Genomic DNA, 16,339 nt, shown 5'->3' on the forward strand with positions numbered 1-16,339 from the left:
CAGCTACAAGAAATGTCCTCGGGGGAAAAGGTGGCTTCATGTCAATATTTCTGGCGTAGCGCGCATGATTCAGCTAGTTTTCAGATCCGCTACAAAAGGTCCTGATCGCGTCTTCAAAGTGGTGAGAGGCTGGACAACGACCCAAGCGGGGCTCGTTACGGCTGCTTCCTTCCGGATCTGACCGGGTTGGCGAGGCGCTCGCCCGCGCCAACCTCTCAAAAATTCATATATGCAAGGGTTCGACAATACGCAAGACTCAGATCTAAAGATGCAGGCGCAACCGGATAAACCCATCTGATGAATATCCACAGGCTTCAGGACGCATGGCTGCGATCTCGGCCAGATAATTGAGTGCGTCGGGGGCTGTGTGCAAAAACGCTGTGATGCCGAGATCAGGTTTGAAGCGCCAGGGTACTTCGGCCGACTTTGTATCGCATTCGGGATGGTTCAAATAGTCGATCAACGCCTTGTCGAGTGCCAGTTCTTCTCTGACCACTGTTTCTGTATCATCGAATGGGCGGAAAGGCCCGCCGCCCCCGGCGCGGTGATCGGTCAAAGCAACCATGAACTCCTGATCGGGATGAACCGGTGTTCCGTTCCAGCGGATATCGGAGACTCTGCCTGGTGCGCCGTTAACCGGTCGACCTGCTGCGTCGAAACGCGCAGGCTGCGTAAGATCAATTTCGTAGGTCAGGCCATAAATGGCATCGAAGCGGAAACCGGGGACCTTTGGATCCACTAGCATCTGATCAGGGCATCCCGGATCGAGAACGTTGAAAAGCAGCGCTGAACGTTCCAGCCATCCGGCGAGGCGCGCCCCGGATGCTCTTACCGCCCAAACCTGGTTAGCATAGGGGATAAGACCGGCGATGTGGCGCCGTTCAAGTTGCCCGGCGGGGAGAGAAACGAAATTGTCCGGTCCGTCAAACCCGCCGGTTGCAGTGGTTGCCACTGCCGCAAGAAGCGGGAGTTGTGACTCGTCGGTGCCTGCCAGGACGCGTTTGATTGCCAGTCTCTTGGCCGCAGCCAATATCGACGGGACCAGACTCGGCTGTGCCAGTGCAAAGTAGCTGTGAATGGAATGATCCAGCATTGCCACCGGTTTCGACAGATGCGCACGCGTTTGGTCATGCGCGTCTTTTGCCAGAGCCTCGATCTTTCGGTCGATTTCAATGTCGCGTGCTGCTTTACGCAGGGTCGCGTTCCGACCAAAGAGGTACCACCTGTGGTCATCGGGGGATTGACGCAGGTGCAAATCGATTACGCCAAGTTCCGATGCGCTGCTACCCGGCATTACGACCGGTACATCGCTGATGATGCCCTGCTCGCAATCGACCCCGTTAATGCCTTCATGATCGGGGCCCGGGAAGCGCAAATGCGTATGCCCGGCTACCACGGCATCAATGCCTTCAATTTTGGCAACTTCGGTTATTTGGTTTTGCGCGTCATCACCTTCATCGAATTGAGCAATGCCCATATGAGCCAGTGCGACGACAATGTCAGCGCCAGCGTCTCGCGCATCTGAAGCTGCAGCTTCGAGTGCTGGCAACGGATCATGTATGACTGCTTTGTCTTCCAGTTGATGGCGGTTCCAACTTGCAGTTTGTCGCGGGAGAACAGAGACAATGCCAACTTGCAGTATTGTTTCAACTCCCTGCGCAGTCGTATACTTGCGCTTGAGTAATACGTAGCGCTTAAGCATGGGAAGCTTTGCAGCGTCCAAATTTGCGCAAACAACTGGCGCTTCGGACTGGCTCAGGCAACGGGACAGATGATCTAAGCCATGGTCAAAATCGTGATTGCCTAGCCCAATTGCGTCATAGCCCAGTTCGTTCATTGCAGCGATCATGGGATGCGCCACCGTCGGGTGTTTGGCCAGATAGCCCCCAACCGGTGTGCCTTGTACCGTATCCCCATTGTCTACGAGCAAACAAATGGCCCCATTTGCTTCTGCCTCGACTTTTGTCTGACGAATGACGGTTGCAAGGCGCGCCAGACTATCACCCGTTGTCAATTGATCATTGGCGTAATCATATGCGATCAACTGCATGTGCAGATCGCTTGTCGCCAACAACCGCAGACAAATCTCCGGGCGCGCAGCGGTTGGATCGGACGCGAAGTCTATCTGGATCACCTCTTTAAAGCCTTAAGAATTCTCAACTTCAACACGAACTAGTATGCATCAGATCGCGTGCAAGTTGGCAAGGCCAGAGATGACGAACCTTTTGCTTTGATCTTGCAAGATTGTAAGCCGCATGCCAGTCGTTTCGGCAAAAGCGAGGGAACAGATGAAACACGCGGAGACGGTGACTTTTGGCGGTTCGAATTTGGATCGTGCGGGCGAAATACGTGATAACCCGGACCAGCTTGAAGCCATCCGTCGCAAACCTGATGCCCGGGCCATTCTCTTTTGGCGCGGCAAACCGTTGATTTCGAGCGACACACCAACCAGCCTGGTGCAATTGCCGCTAGACCACCCAGTATTGTCCGAGGCACGTACCGAGACGATTTTCCTTGGTCGTGAAGAGGGCGCTGCACGCATTGCCTTTGATCTGTCAACTTGGGAACCAGATGATCTTGATCCGGACAGTCTGGGTGGTTTTCTGGATCCGTCAGAGCAACTTCACCCGAAGTTGCCGGACACGATGTTTTTTGCTGAATTGCGGCGGGTCATGACCTGGCTGACACCGCGGGACGCGGAACTTGCTGCAACTGGCAAGGCTGTTTTTGGGTGGCATGAAAGTCACATGTTTTGTTCAAAATGCGGTGAGAAATCCGAAATGAGCCAAGGCGGGTGGCAACGCAAATGTCCGGTATGCCGCGCGTCTCACTTCCCCCGAACTGATCCTGTTGTGATTATGTTGATCACTTACGGCAACTCGGTTCTGATGGGGCGATCGCCGGGATGGCCCGAGGGCATGTACTCCTTGCTGGCAGGTTTTGTTGAACCCGGAGAGACTCTCGAAGCCGCCGTGCGCCGCGAGGTCTTCGAAGAATCAGGCATTAGTGTGGGTGCGGTGCGCTATCTTTCCAGCCAGCCCTGGCCCTTTCCAAGTTCGTTGATGTTCGGATGCGCGGGAGAGGCCTTGAACAACAAAATCACCATAGACCCGATCGAGATCGAAGACGCGATCTGGGTCAATCGAGAAGAGATGATGCAGATTTTTGCAAGTGAACACCCAAAAATATTGCCTGCGCGCAAGGGTGCGATTGCCCGCTTTTTGTTGGAAAACTGGCTTGCGGATCGTTTGGATTGACCCGACACTCTCGCGACAGGCCAAAACAGGCGGCAACATGAAATTTTCAACCCAAGAGGATATGGATCGCCCGATTTCGGATGTTTTTGAAATGTTGTCGACGTTTGAAGATCTCGAGGCTGCGGCGGTTCGACGTGGGGCCGCCGTACAGCGCTTGGATGACTTGCCAGTGCCCGGCGTGGGTATGAAATGGCAGACACAGTTCGTAATGCGAGGGCAGGGGCGCGTGTTGGACATGGAAATGATCAAATACGACCCACCAAATGGCATTGTATTGGATATGGTTTCGCAAGGGCTTCAGGGTGAGACCCAGGTCGATCTGACAGCTCTCTCGGAAACCAGGACGCGGATTGCCGTCGGCGTCGAAGTCCGGCCAAAGACGGTGGCCATGCGCCTTTTGCTGAGATCTCTGAAACTGACAAAGGCAAGTCTGGCGCATCGGTTCAAGGAACGCGTGGCACGGCACCTCAAAGATTTGGAACAACAGTACAATAGCAAAGCTTGATCCTTTTCTTTTGTATGGCTGACTAAATTGTCTCAGCGCGCTCGGTGTTGGCTGCCCTTTGTGCGCAATTTGGTGAGCGGGACTTTCGTCTCAAGCACGCCGCGCTTGTGTCGATCAGCTGAAATTCGTTGCGCGTTTTTTACCGGATCATCGGTAAAACGACACTACTATCCATACGAGAATACACGCATTTCAGCATCGCTGAGACCAGCATAAAAACCAGGGTTGCACGCCAATTACACGCTCAGACGGCCAGTGCTGCGGACAGACAAAGTTCAACTGCCTGCGACGTCGCAGCTGCAATCAAAGCGGTGTGGCTTAATTGCGCCCTGGGTCCGCCGGGTAAACGCCCAGAATTTCGATCATGTTGGTGAAGTAATCCAGTTCTTCCAAAGCGCGTTTGACACCCGGATCCTCCGGATGGCCTTCGATGTCTGCGTAAAATTGCGTCGCCGTGAAAGATCCACCCACCATATAGCTTTCGAGCTTGGTCATATTGATCCCATTGGTCGCAAACCCACCCATTGCTTTGTAAAGCGCAGCGGGAATATTGCGCACTTCGAAAACGAATGTCGTGATCATTTTTTCTGACCGACGAGATGTATCTGGCGTTTGTGCCATCAACAAAAACCGCGTGGTGTTGTGCTGCATGTCCTCGATGTCACGGGCAATTATGTCCAGACCGTGCATTTTTGCAGCCACAGCACTGGCCAAAGCTCCGACACCTTTTTCGCCGCTTTGCGCCAATTCTGCCGCGGCACCTGCACTGTCGGCTGCGGCCTCACTGGTGATCCCGTGCTGTTTTAAAAAACTGCGTGCTTGTGGCAGTAAAACAAGGTGGGCGCGAACATGTTTTATATCAGACAGTTTAGTCCCGGCAGGGGCCATCAGGTTGATGCGCACACGAACGAATGCCTCTTCGATGATGTGCAGGCCGGACCTTGGCAGCAGGGAGTGAATGTCCGCTACGCGCCCGTAGGTCGAATTCTCTACAGGGAGCATCGCGAGATCGGCATCACCGCGATGCATCGCCCGAACCACGTCTTCAAATGTCCGGCAAGGAACAGGAATTGCATCCGGCCGCGCATTCAGGCAGGCTTCATGGCTATAGGCACCCAATTCACCTTGAAAGGCGATACGAACAGGAGATGCAGCGTTCATTAAGGGGTCCTTGGTATTTTTCTTCTATGCGAGGTCGATTGGTCGCGGTAAGTACACCTTGCCACCAAGAAGGTGAAGCAATAGATAGCGCGAAGACACTCAGCAACGGACTTAATAGCCATGTTTGATACAATGACCTTCACCAAAGCAGCCGGCGGCATCTGTGGCGCACTGCTTGTGTTACTTCTTGGCAAGTGGATGGGGGAAGAGCTCTTCCATGTCGGCGGCCATGGAGAGGCTTCTTACGTGATCGAAGTCGAAGGTGGTGACGAAGTTGCTGAAGTTGAAGAAGTGGATTTTGCCACAATCATGGCATCTGCCAGCGCCGAAGATGGCGCCAAGGTTTTCCGCAAATGTTCGGCCTGCCACAAGATAGTCGAAGGCGAGAATGGCACAGGGCCTTACCTCTATGGCGTCGTTGATCGTGAAAAGGGCGCCGTTGATGGTTTCAGCTACTCTGACGCATTGGCCTCGATGGAAGGTGCTTGGACGGCAGACAATTTGAACGGTTTCCTCGAAAAGCCGTCTTCTTATGCTCCGGGCACATCCATGAGCTTTGCGGGACTGAAAAAGGTTGAGGAGCGGGCAGACTTGATCGCCTATCTCGATAGCCTGGACGACTAAAATTAACCTGACGTTAACAAAAAAGCCGCTTGCTGGTCCGCAAGCGGCTTTTTTGTTGCGCAGAAGCAGTAATCGTACATCGGATCACGTTTTCGCAACTTGTAACTTGGCAAGGCGTCCCGTTAGCTTACATCCTGAGCGAGCAAGACGCCGGAGCACACGGCGCCAGACCGGAGGATACGCCAGATGATACGCCCGCAGAGCCGAACGCAGTCCATATCTTCAATTACTCACAGACTGTCGTTGAGTTTGGGGCTTCTGGTCTTCACGCTAGTCATAGTTTGGACAACCCTCGCGCGGGCTGAGGAATACATCGTTTCCAGTCACGGTTATTCCTTCTATGGAGATCTCAGCTACCCGCCAAACTATCCACATTTTGACTATGTGAACCCGAATGCGCCGAAAGGGGGCGAGATTTCCTTTTCTGCGCTGGGAACATTTGATTCCATGAACCCCTACACTCGAAAAGGCAGAGGCGGCGCGCTCAGCACAATCATGTATGAAAGCCTTTTGGGGGAGGGCACCGGCGGTACTGTTGCACCTGCAGATGTGTATGCGGAGTACTACGGTCTGGTCGCCGAGCGTCTGGAGTATGATGCGGGCCGTAACTGGGTCATTTTTTACATGCGCCCCGAGGCACGGTTTTCAGACGGTACGCCGCTTACGGCTCATGACGTAGCATTCAGTCAGCAACTCATCTTGGAGCAGGGGCTTCAGTCTTATGCAGATGCGGTCAGCAAACGCATCACCGACATCGAAGTCATTGACGATCATACGATCAAGTACTCGTTCACGCCCGGTATTTCGCGACGCAGCCTGATTGAGGTCGTGGGCGGAATGTCGATCTGGTCGAAGGCATGGTACGAAGAAACCGGCGCTCGGCTGGACGAAAGTCGCCTGACGACTTCGCCGGGATCTGGTCCCTATATGATCGATACAATCGATGTAAATCGCCGGATTGTTTACAAACGAAACCCTGACTATTGGGGCAAAGATCTGCCTTTCAACGTCGGACGAAACAACTTTGATGTTATTCGGGTCGAGTATTTCGGAGATGAAAACGCAGCCTTCGAAGCGTTCAAAGCGGGCGAATATACCTTCCGAACAGAAGGCAATTCGCGCCAATGGGCGTCGGCGTATGATTTTCCCAAGGTAAACGATGGGCAAATCATCAAAAAGGAATTGCCGGATGGAGCGCCCCCGACACCCACGGGTTTTGTATTCAATCTCGGGCGCGAAATCTTCAAAGATCGCCGCGTTCGTGAAGCCGTTGCGCTGGGATTCAACTTTGAGTGGACCAACGAGTCGCTACAGTTTGGCCTTTTCAAACCGCGTGCGTCTTTCACTCAGGACACAGACCTGATGGCCGTTGGCGCACCGGAAGGCGACGAACTGGCTTTCTTGCAATCTTTGGGGGATCTTGTGCCCGAAGAAATGCTGACCTCAGAAGCGCGTATGCCACATACTTCCAGCGCAGATAGATTATTGGACCGGCGCAATCTGCGGCGCGCAATGAAGCTTCTGGACGACTCGGGATGGGCGGTCGGCGCAGACGGGGAAAGGCGCGATGCTCAGGACCAGCCTCTCAAAATTACATTCCTGATCAATTCGGCAGGCTCATCCACATTGCGCGCGGTGGTCGAGAATTTTTTGTCAAACCTTGAAGCCATGGGCATTGAAACAGTGCTGGAAGCGGTCGATGCATCGCAATACACCAGCCGCGAGCGGGATCGGGACTACGATCTGGTTTATGATCAATATATCCCGTTCCTCAGCACTGGAGGCGGCCTGCAACAATTCTATGGCTCTGAGGCGGCAGCGTTCTCGGTGTTCAACCCGGCCGGGCTCGCCAGTCCGCTGGTTGATGAAATCATCGAAGCGTCTCAGCGGATGGAGACCAAGGAGGAAACGGACGTTACCTTGATGGCATTGGATCGCGCGCTGCGATACGAATTCTTTATGATCCCCGCATGGTACAATGACAGCTTTTGGGTGGCCTACTACGATCAGTTCGAACATCCGGAGGAAATCCCGACTTACGCGTTGGGTCAGCTTGATTTCTGGTGGTACAATCAGGACAAGGCGGACGCCTTGCGCGCCGCCGGTGCACTGAGGTAATAGCCAACCATGGGCGCCTATATTGTCAGACGGCTTATTCTGATCATCCCAACACTCCTGGGGATCATGTTGATCAACTTCGCATTGGTCCAATTTGTTCCCGGCGGACCTGTGGAGCAGGCCATTGCCCGCGCGCAAGGTGGCGGCGATGTTTTTGGCGGATTCGCTGGGGCTGGAAACGACGCCGGCAACTCAGAACTGCCCAGCAATGACAGTCAATACGTGGGTGCACGTGGGCTGCCGCCTGAATTCATAGCCGAGCTGGAAAAGGAATTTGGGTTCGACAAACCGCCCGTCGAACGATTTCTGAACATGATCTGGAACTACATGCGGTTCGATTTTGGCGAGAGCTATTTCCGGTCCATCTCGGTCATTGACCTGATCAAGGAAAAGCTACCTGTGTCCATTACGCTCGGGCTCTGGTCCACACTTATTGCCTATCTGGTGTCAATCCCTCTGGGCATTCGCAAGGCCGTCAAGGATGGCAGCCGCTTCGATACATGGACGTCTGCAGCAATTATCGCGGCCTATGCGATCCCGGGATTTCTGTTTGCCATCCTGCTGCTCGTACTCTTTGCGGGTGGATCCTATTGGCAGATTTTCCCGCTGCGCGGTTTGACATCTGACAACTTCGACCAGCTGAGCCCGCTGGGTAAGGTCGCGGACTATTTCTGGCACATCGCCCTGCCGGTGCTGGCGTCGACCATCTCGGCTTTTGCAACGCTGACGCTGTTGACCAAAAACAGCTTCCTCGACGAGATCAAAAAGCAATATGTGATCACAGCCCGCGCCAAGGGCTTGCCGGAACGCGGCGTTCTCTATGGCCATGTTTTCCGCAATGCGATGCTGATCGTGATCGCAGGTTTTCCGGCGGTGTTTATTGGCGTGTTCTTTGGCGGCTCGTTGATCATTGAGACGATTTTCAGTCTCGATGGCCTTGGACGACTTGGATTTGAGGCGGCCGTGGCAAGGGACTATCCGATTGTCTTTGGGACGCTCTTTATCTTTGGATTGATTGGGCTGATTGTCGGGATCATTTCGGATCTGATGTATGTGCTTGTGGATCCACGTATTGATTTTGAGCGGAGGGAAGGCTGATGGCGCTTTCCCCGCTTAATCAACGCCGTTGGCGCAACTTCCAGCGCAACCGCCGCGCGTTTTGGTCCTTGTGGATTTTTGCGGTGCTGTTCGGCCTATCGCTCATGGCAGAATTCATTGCCTATGACAAACCGATCCTGGTGCAGTATCGGGGCGCCTTTTATACGCCGATTTGGAATTTCTATCCGGAGACAGAATTCGGCGGCGATTTCCAGACCGAAGCAGTTTACCGTGACCCGGAAGTCAAATGCCTGATCGAAACCGGTGGTCTTGATCTGTGTTTTGATGACCCTGAAGGCTATTTTGAAGACGCGCAGGACGGCATTGTCGACGGCGAGACGATTGAGAAAGGCTGGGCAATCTGGCCACTGATCCCGTATTCCTACAACACCGCCGTTGACCGCCCGGGCGCTGCACCCTTGCCGCCCAATCGACAGAACGTGCTGGGCACCGATGGCACCAAACGCGATGTGATGGCGCGTGTGATCCATGGCTTCCGACTATCGATCTTTTTCACACTTCTTGTGACCGGCGCTGCGAGCCTCATTGGCATCATTGCCGGCGCTGTACAGGGTTTTTTCGGGGGCAAGACCGATCTGATCTTTCAGCGGATCATCGAGATATGGTCCTCAACTCCTTCGCTTTATGTAATCATCATCATGTTCGCCATTCTGGGGCGCAGTTTTTGGCTTCTGGTCTTCTTGTTGGTGCTCTTCAGCTGGACCTCACTCGTCGGAGTGGTACGCGCTGAATTCCTGCGCGCCCGGAACCTGGAATACGTGCGCGCAGCCCGTGCGCTTGGCGTAAGCAACGTGACCATCATGTTTCGGCACATGCTGCCCAACGCCATGGTCGCAATGTTGACGATGTTGCCTTTCATCATCACGGGCACAATTTCCACGCTGGCGATCCTCGACTTTCTGGGCTTTGGGCTGCCGTCCTCGGCACCGTCACTGGGCGAGTTGACCCTGCAGGCCAAGCAAAATCTGCAAGCGCCATGGCTGGCGTTCACTGCGTTTTTCACCTTTGCCATAATGTTGTCCTTGCTGGTTTTCATCTTCGAAGGCATCCGCGATGCTTTTGACCCTCGAAAGACATTTTCATGATGCAGACCACTGGTAAGCTGGCATGAGCGCTGTTTTGGACGTCAAGAATCTGCGTGTCAGTTTCCGCCAGGACGGATCGCTAACCGAAGCAGTCAAAGGTGTCAGCTTTGCTGTCGAACGAGGCGAGACTGTGGCTCTTGTGGGCGAGTCCGGCTCTGGTAAATCGGTATCGGCTCTTTCGACGGTGTCGCTGCTTGGTGAGAGTGCAGAAGTGTCCGGATCGGTAACCTATGACGGTGAGCAAATGATCGGGGCTACCGAAGCCAAGTTGCGCGCGGTGCGTGGCAATGACATCAGCTTCATCTTTCAAGAGCCGATGACTTCGCTGAACCCTTTGCACACCATCGAAAAGCAACTTGGGGAAAGCTTGGCTCTGCACCAAAGTTTGGCAGGCGCAAGTGCGCGCGCGCGGATCCTTGAATTGTTGGAACAAGTGGGAATTCAAGACGCCGAAACCCGCATTGGCAGCTATCCGCATCAGCTTTCAGGGGGTCAACGTCAGCGCGTTATGATCGCCATGGCGCTGGCCAATGAACCGGATGTTTTGATTGCAGATGAGCCGACAACCGCGCTTGATGTGACGATCCAGGCCCAAATACTCGACTTGCTCAAAGATCTAAAAGACCGCTTGGGCATGGGATTGCTGTTTATTACACATGATTTGGGTATTGTAAGGCGCATCGCCGATCGCGTCTGTGTGATGCAGAACGGCGAAATCGTTGAGACGGGTCCGACGGGAGACATATTCGACAACCCTCAACACGCGTATACCATAAAGTTGCTGGGAGCGGAGCCTTCGGGTGCGCCTGCACCGGTTCCTGCCAATTCGGAAGTGATTGCCAAGACAGAGAATCTCAAGATCTGGTTTCCGATACAGGCCGGGCTGTTGCGCCGCACCGTTGGCCACGTCAAGGCGGTGAATGACGCCAGTCTGACCGTGCGTGCTGGAGAGACAATCGGGATCGTTGGGGAAAGCGGATCGGGCAAAACCACATTGGCGTTGGCGATCATGCGGCTGATCGCGTCCGAGGGTCAGATTGTTTTCATGGGACAGGATGTGCGCCAATGGTCAACACGACAATTGCGTGGGCTGCGCAAGGACATGCAGATCGTTTTCCAGGATCCTTTTGGCAGCCTGAGCCCGCGTATGACCTGCGCGCAGATCATCTCGGAAGGGTTGAGTATTCACAATGTGGATGCCGACCGGGATGCGCGCGAACTCGTGCGCGATGTGATGATCGAAGTGGGTCTCGACCCAGCGACGATGGATCGATACCCGCATGAGTTTTCAGGCGGTCAACGTCAAAGGATCGCCATTGCCCGCGCCATGGTATTGCGGCCCCGACTTCTGGTACTGGACGAGCCGACATCCGCGCTGGATATGACAGTTCAGGTGCAGATTGTTGATCTGCTGCGCAACCTGCAGAAGAAATATGGGCTGGCCTACATTTTTATCAGTCATGACCTGAAAGTGGTTCGCGCCATGTCGCATAAGGTGATGGTGATGAAACGCGGTGATGTGATAGAAGCGGGCGATGTCGATGCCATCTTCGACGCGCCGTCGCATGAATACACACAAACACTGTTGCAAGCGACGGCCTGACATTGCCCGCGCTTCTAATTTCTGATGCGGGATGCACGACAGAAACGCTGTAGGCGTCAAAATGACGGGTAATGATGCGTGCCAGTGGGCGCGCGTCTGGTCTGATGGACAGTCCTTCCTCCGTGCAGCGCACCATATCGCCGAATTGCAGTGACCATGCCTCCAATGTTTTCCTGACATTTGGGCCGGATTGCCGGAATTAAGTGTCGATGTCTTTGAGTGGCTCCTGAAGATCACACATGATCGCCTCGATGATCCGGGCACGTAGCTTGTCATATCCTGCAAAACGATGTCCGCGGGCGATTGCAACTCGTCTTTCAGGATCGCTTTTACATAATCTCATGTCGCGGTCGCATTCTGCGCTTAGCGTTGCGGATACGGCAAATGGCGGTTGCGCCCAACTGGATCAAGGCAGTAACGGAATTATCCGTGGACCGCTGAAAACCGTTTCTCAGTTGCCCGGATTTGCCTGAAGTCATGAGGCTGTCGCCGGGTGCTGCGAAATGATCAATACTTCTCTGATTATAACCACACCATTCGAATATGTGGCGCGCTATTTCAAAGAGCTTCAGTCGTTTTTTCGGAATGGGGAACGTATCACTTGGGATCATGCATTGTCAGCGTGCGATCTGCAGCACATGAGCATACCCCAAAAGCGCATTACAATCGGGGTTCAACGTCATGAACTTTTGGACCGATGTGGCAATTTGCGTTCCTTGCTGGTGCGGGAGACCAAACGGTGTTTCGGCATTCAGGTCGCAGATTTCGGCGGATCGCGCCATTTAAGCGGCACCGCGGGTCACTTCCAAACCTTGACTGCGCCCAATAGAGTGTTGGATTTCCGGATCAAAGCCCTGAATGCCAATGCAGGCCCGCGTCATTCCCGCCTCTGCGAGGGCCTCAACTTGTTTCAAACCGGTCTCCTCGGGATCGATCTCGAGGCAGAATTCAAGGTCTTCGGCAGCGGGCAGGTTTCTGTAACTCGCGACTTCTAAGGCTTTGATTATTTGCGAGGGCATCAAAGTTGGCGTTCCGCGGCTCCAATGCATGTTTCCTGGCGTCAGCTCTTCCGGCAGATTGTCGCCAAGCAACCCGATCTCTTTTGGCAGGACGCCGAGATAGGCTGATTTAGCCGACAAACTACGCGTGCCCTGCATGCGACAGGCGCAAAACAAGCACAATTAGCGACAAAACGGGATATGCGCCTAAAGCGATGCTCGGCTGCTAGGAGGCTGTGCCTCGGCCCACGACTGCATCTGTTCACCGCCAATGCTAGTATTAAGCTGAGGCACATTGAGGTAACTTTTGCAACGCGGGATCATCGCGTCAAAAAGCCCCAGCTTGGGGAGCTTGGACGTTATGTGCATATTGGTGCTATAAGACGCTAAGTGTCATCGATCTTTGACACAGATCAAAATGGAATTTGTACGTGCAAAACGTTGTATCTCCTACCTTAATGACCTGCTCAGATTGTCCAATTCGTCACCGGGCTGTATGTGCCAAATGCGATAGTTCGGAGCTAGAGCTGTTGGAAGACATCAAGTATTACCGCAGTTTTACCGCAGGGCAGACCGTCATGTGGGCTGGTGATCATATGGATTTTGTGGCGTCGGTCGTTTCTGGCGTGGCGACACTGACGCAAACCATGGAGGATGGCAGGACACAAATGGTCGGTTTGCTGTTGCCGTCTGATTTCGTCGGCCGCCCGGGGCGTGGCGCGGCGGCCTATACGGTCACGGCCGCGTCTGACCTGAAAATGTGTTGTTTTCGTCGAAAACCGTTTGAGCAGATGATCAACACAACGCCACATATTGCACACCGATTGCTGGAAATGACACTTGATGAATTGGATGCAGCCCGGGAGTGGATGCTTGTCTTGGGCCGCAAAACGGCACGTGAAAAAATCGCAAGCCTCTTGTCGATCATCGCGCGGCGCGACGCGATGCTGGGAGAGACACCACCCGGCAAAGCCTTGAAACTCGAATTGCCACTGACGCGTGAAGCCATGGCAGACTACCTGGGTCTGACCCTTGAGACTGTCAGTCGCCAAATCTCCGCTTTGAAGCGGGACGGGGTCATCGTCCTCACAGGCAAGCGCATCGTCACAGTGCCCGATATGGACCGGTTGTTGCAGGAGGCCGGTGATGACAGCGACGGTGGGATGTTGAGCTGAGATCAGCTTTGCACGACTCAACCGGCAAAGTGACCCCGCATAGCGCTCAATGCGCCATGAAAACAGGCACAGCGGCGTGCTCGAGCATTTCACGTGTCGCGCCTCCCAAAACGGCCTCGCGGAACCTGGAATGGCCATAGGCACCCATGACGAGCATCTGCGCGTTGGTTTCGGTAACATGTCTGCGCAACCGTTCACTGACCTTGGCGCCGCCGCGCGACATGACCTGAATGTCGCAAGTAACTCCATGACGGGCAAGCATAACCGCGAGCGAACCGCCGGGGTCGGATCGGTCTGCTGCATGCTCTGGTGGGTCAATAATTGCGATATGTACCTCTTGGGCGGTTTTCATCATGGGAATCGCAGCGCGAACCGCGCGCAGGGCTTCCGCACTTTCATTCCAGGCGATGACCATGCGCTCAGGTTGGCCAACAGGATCAGTGTCCGGCGCGACAATGGTCGGACACCCCGCGTCCAGCATCATCGTTTCCAGAATCATGCTTTCTTCAGCGAGGCTATTGTCTCGATAAGGCAGCGTCGCAACGCACAAATCAGCAAACCGCGCGGCGCGAGTTAGGGGCCTGCCTGCGTCTGCAAGGGTCGTAATCGCAGCGGTCGTGTTCCAGCGAAGGTTGGAATTGCTCAGCCAATCAGTGACTTGTGCCTTCACGTCTTCGGCTTGTTTCTGGGCTTGCTCGATGGCCGCCTGCATAATGACCGCATTCGAACCGGCCTCGTAATAGTTGCTGTGCGATCTGTCCACACCGATGCACATTACGTCCAGGTGGGCATCCTGTGCTTCGGCCATGCGAGCCGCTTGTTCCAAGGCGGATTTACTTGTGTCGAACGACGACATAGCGGTGAAAACAGTTTTGAAAGACATGACTCGAGTCCCTTCTTGCAAAGTATGACTGAAGTATAGCTACTGGACTCCAGTGAACCTTGATCAAGGTCAGGCAAAAAGCCCGCAGAACTTGATGCAGATCAATGTTGTTAAGCGCTTTCCGGGCGACATCAGAATTATAACGAACATCCTCGCGTTTTCGCGGGGCAAAGTGGAAGGGACACCGGAACGATGAATACCGGAACACTCAATTACGTGAAGCTGGTCGTATTTGCCATCGCTACGCTCTTTGCGATGATTGCAGCGAGCTACGCGCGCGACATCTCCTACCAGCTCCACATGGTTATTTTCATGATCATTGCTGCGGGTCTGTTTCTGACCACGCTGCGTGCGACGGATGAACCAGTGGCGCCAATCGCAACCAATGAATATTTCGATAGCGTTGTGCGCGCAGGTGTGATTGCCACCGCGTTTTGGGGTGTCGTCGGGTTTCTTGTCGGCGTGGTGATCGCCTTTCAGCTGGCTTTTCCGGAATTGAACTTCAGGTGGGCCGAAGGTTACGCCAACTTCGGCAGATTGCGCCCGTTACACACCTCTGCGGTGATTTTTGCGTTTGGGGGCAACGCTTTGATCGCAACCTCCTTTTTTGTCGTACAGCGTACCTCAGCAGCACGGCTTTGGGGTGGGAACCTGGCATGGTTCGTCTTCTGGGGCTATCAGCTCTTTATCGTTTTGGCGGCAACCGGGTATCTGTTGGGTGGGACCCAATCGAAGGAATATGCCGAGCCTGAATGGTACGTTGATATCTGGTTGACCATCGTCTGGGTGGCTTATCTGGCGGTGTTCCTCGGCACCATCATCAAGCGTAAGGAGCCGCATATCTATGTGGCAAACTGGTTCTACCTGGCCTTCATAGTCACCGTTGCGATGCTGCATATCGTCAACAATATCTCCATCCCGGTCTCAATCTGGGGATCCAAATCTGTACAGGTCTTCTCTGGTGTTCAGGATGCAATGGTGCAGTGGTGGTACGGCCACAATGCCGTAGGCTTCTTCCTGACTGCTGGTTTCCTTGGGATGATGTATTATTTCGTGCCGAAACAGGCCGAACGTCCGGTTTTCTCGTATAAACTGTCAATCATCCACTTCTGGGCGCTCATCTTCCTTTATATCTGGGCGGGTCCTCACCACTTGCACTACACCGCATTACCCGATTGGGCCGCAACTCTGGGCATGGTCTTCTCGATCATCCTGTGGATGCCCAGCTGGGGCGGAATGATCAACGGTCTGATGACGCTGCAAGGCGCTTGGGACAAGCTGCGCACTGATCCGGTTCTGCGGATGATGGTGACCTCGCTGGCATTCTACGGCATGTCCACATTCGAAGGGCCAATGATGTCGATCCGCGCGGTCAACTCTCTGTCGCACTATACTGACTGGACCATTGGTCACGTGCATTCTGGCGCGCTGGGTTGGAACGGGTTGATCACCTTTGGTGCGCTCTATTATCTCGTGCCGGTCCTTTGGAAACGCGAACGGCTTTACAGCCTGAGCCTTGTCAGCTGGCATTTCTGGCTCGCGACCATTGGCATCGTTCTCTATGCCGCATCCATGTGGGTGACCGGCATTATGGAGGGTTTGATGTGGCGCGAGGTGGACGCCAATGGCTTCCTCGTTAACAGCTTTGCCGATACCGTGAGTGCGAAGTTCCCGATGTACGTGGTGCGCGGTCTTGGCGGCGTTCTGTTCCTCTCAGGATCGCTCATCATGTGCTATAACTTGTGGATGACTGTCCGAGCTGCGCCTTCCAAGGCCGGTCTCGGTACAGCTGTCCCCGCTGAATAAGGAGG

At 54.2% G+C, this 16,339-nt stretch carries 15 protein-coding genes and 1 other RNA gene; 9 read left to right on the forward strand and 7 right to left on the reverse strand.

Annotated elements, in window-relative coordinates; all coding sequences use genetic code 11:
* Positions 1–119: 119 nt before the first annotated feature.
* Both ffs and AB8B75_RS08850 read right to left on the reverse strand, forming a co-directional pair.
* Positions 120–218: signal recognition particle sRNA small type (ffs, locus tag AB8B75_RS08845), an RNA gene on the reverse strand.
* 44 nt (positions 219–262) lie between these two features.
* Entirely contained in the window at positions 263–2,134 is a 1,872-nt protein-coding gene (locus tag AB8B75_RS08850; RefSeq protein WP_405361497.1) for a 5'-nucleotidase C-terminal domain-containing protein, read from the reverse strand.
* A gap of 154 nt (positions 2,135–2,288) precedes the next feature.
* Here AB8B75_RS08850 and nudC point away from each other — a divergent pair, with 154 nt between their 5' ends.
* Together nudC and AB8B75_RS08860 are read left to right on the forward strand one after the other, a co-directional pair.
* Positions 2,289–3,257 carry an NAD(+) diphosphatase gene (gene nudC, locus AB8B75_RS08855; protein ID WP_405361499.1) on the forward strand — a complete coding sequence of 323 codons (969 nt, stop codon included), beginning with the start codon at positions 2,289–2,291 and terminating at the stop codon, positions 3,255–3,257.
* A gap of 37 nt (positions 3,258–3,294) precedes the next feature.
* On the forward strand, positions 3,295–3,762 hold the full coding sequence (locus AB8B75_RS08860) for an SRPBCC family protein (protein WP_405361501.1): 468 nt from the start codon (positions 3,295–3,297) through the stop codon (positions 3,760–3,762).
* 318 nt (positions 3,763–4,080) lie between these two features.
* On the opposite strand, the gene AB8B75_RS08865 is transcribed toward AB8B75_RS08860, so the two are convergent.
* Positions 4,081–4,923 (reverse strand): prephenate dehydratase, encoded by an 843-nt coding sequence (locus tag AB8B75_RS08865; protein ID WP_405361502.1) that lies wholly within the window; start codon positions 4,921–4,923, stop codon positions 4,081–4,083.
* Between the two features lie 120 nt (positions 4,924–5,043).
* Between AB8B75_RS08865 and AB8B75_RS08870 the strand changes: the two genes are divergently transcribed.
* The 5 genes from AB8B75_RS08870 (at position 5,044) to AB8B75_RS08890 (ending at position 11,472) form a co-directional block, all read left to right on the forward strand.
* Positions 5,044–5,547, forward strand: coding sequence for a c-type cytochrome (locus tag AB8B75_RS08870; RefSeq protein WP_405361504.1), 504 nt, complete (start codon positions 5,044–5,046; stop codon positions 5,545–5,547).
* 186 nt (positions 5,548–5,733) lie between these two features.
* Positions 5,734–7,665, forward strand: coding sequence for an extracellular solute-binding protein (locus AB8B75_RS08875; protein ID WP_405361505.1), 1,932 nt, complete (start codon positions 5,734–5,736; stop codon positions 7,663–7,665).
* A 9-nt stretch (positions 7,666–7,674) separates the two neighbouring features.
* Positions 7,675–8,763, forward strand: coding sequence for a microcin C ABC transporter permease YejB (locus AB8B75_RS08880; RefSeq protein WP_405361506.1), 1,089 nt, complete (start codon positions 7,675–7,677; stop codon positions 8,761–8,763).
* On the forward strand, positions 8,763–9,869 hold the full coding sequence (locus AB8B75_RS08885) for an ABC transporter permease (protein ID WP_405361507.1): 1,107 nt from the start codon (positions 8,763–8,765) through the stop codon (positions 9,867–9,869). The genes AB8B75_RS08880 and AB8B75_RS08885 overlap by 1 nt, the downstream gene beginning before the upstream one ends.
* A gap of 22 nt (positions 9,870–9,891) precedes the next feature.
* Positions 9,892–11,472: an ABC transporter ATP-binding protein gene (locus AB8B75_RS08890; RefSeq protein ID WP_405361508.1), complete on the forward strand. Its 1,581-nt coding sequence runs from the start codon at positions 9,892–9,894 to the stop codon at positions 11,470–11,472.
* A 199-nt stretch (positions 11,473–11,671) separates the two neighbouring features.
* Here AB8B75_RS08890 and AB8B75_RS08895 read toward each other — a convergent pair whose 3' ends face one another.
* From AB8B75_RS08895 to AB8B75_RS08905, 3 genes are all read right to left on the reverse strand, one after another.
* Complete coding sequence (locus AB8B75_RS08895; protein ID WP_405361509.1) at positions 11,672–11,815, reverse strand: hypothetical protein; 144 nt, start codon at positions 11,813–11,815, stop codon at positions 11,672–11,674.
* A gap of 274 nt (positions 11,816–12,089) precedes the next feature.
* The gene (locus AB8B75_RS08900; protein ID WP_405361510.1) at positions 12,090–12,254 is read right to left on the reverse strand and encodes a hypothetical protein; all 165 of its coding nucleotides are present in this window, start codon (positions 12,252–12,254) and stop codon (positions 12,090–12,092) included.
* Positions 12,255–12,653: a radical SAM protein gene (locus AB8B75_RS08905; protein ID WP_405361511.1), complete on the reverse strand. Its 399-nt coding sequence runs from the start codon at positions 12,651–12,653 to the stop codon at positions 12,255–12,257.
* 275 nt (positions 12,654–12,928) lie between these two features.
* Between AB8B75_RS08905 and fnrL the strand changes: the two genes are divergently transcribed.
* On the forward strand, positions 12,929–13,645 hold the full coding sequence (gene fnrL / locus AB8B75_RS08910; protein ID WP_405361955.1) for a transcriptional regulator FnrL: 717 nt from the start codon (positions 12,929–12,931) through the stop codon (positions 13,643–13,645).
* Positions 13,646–13,691: 46 nt separating this feature from the next.
* Here the strand turns inward: fnrL and AB8B75_RS08915 are convergent, their stop codons facing one another.
* Entirely contained in the window at positions 13,692–14,528 is an 837-nt protein-coding gene (locus AB8B75_RS08915) for a universal stress protein (protein ID WP_405361512.1), read from the reverse strand.
* A 192-nt stretch (positions 14,529–14,720) separates the two neighbouring features.
* Between AB8B75_RS08915 and ccoN the strand changes: the two genes are divergently transcribed.
* Entirely contained in the window at positions 14,721–16,334 is a 1,614-nt protein-coding gene (ccoN, locus tag AB8B75_RS08920) for a cytochrome-c oxidase, cbb3-type subunit I (RefSeq protein WP_405361513.1), read from the forward strand.
* Positions 16,335–16,339: the final 5 nt, after the last annotated feature.

It is taken from the genome of Roseobacter sp. (genome assembly GCF_045106495.1).
Taxonomy (GTDB): Bacteria; Pseudomonadota; Alphaproteobacteria; order Rhodobacterales; family Rhodobacteraceae; genus Roseobacter.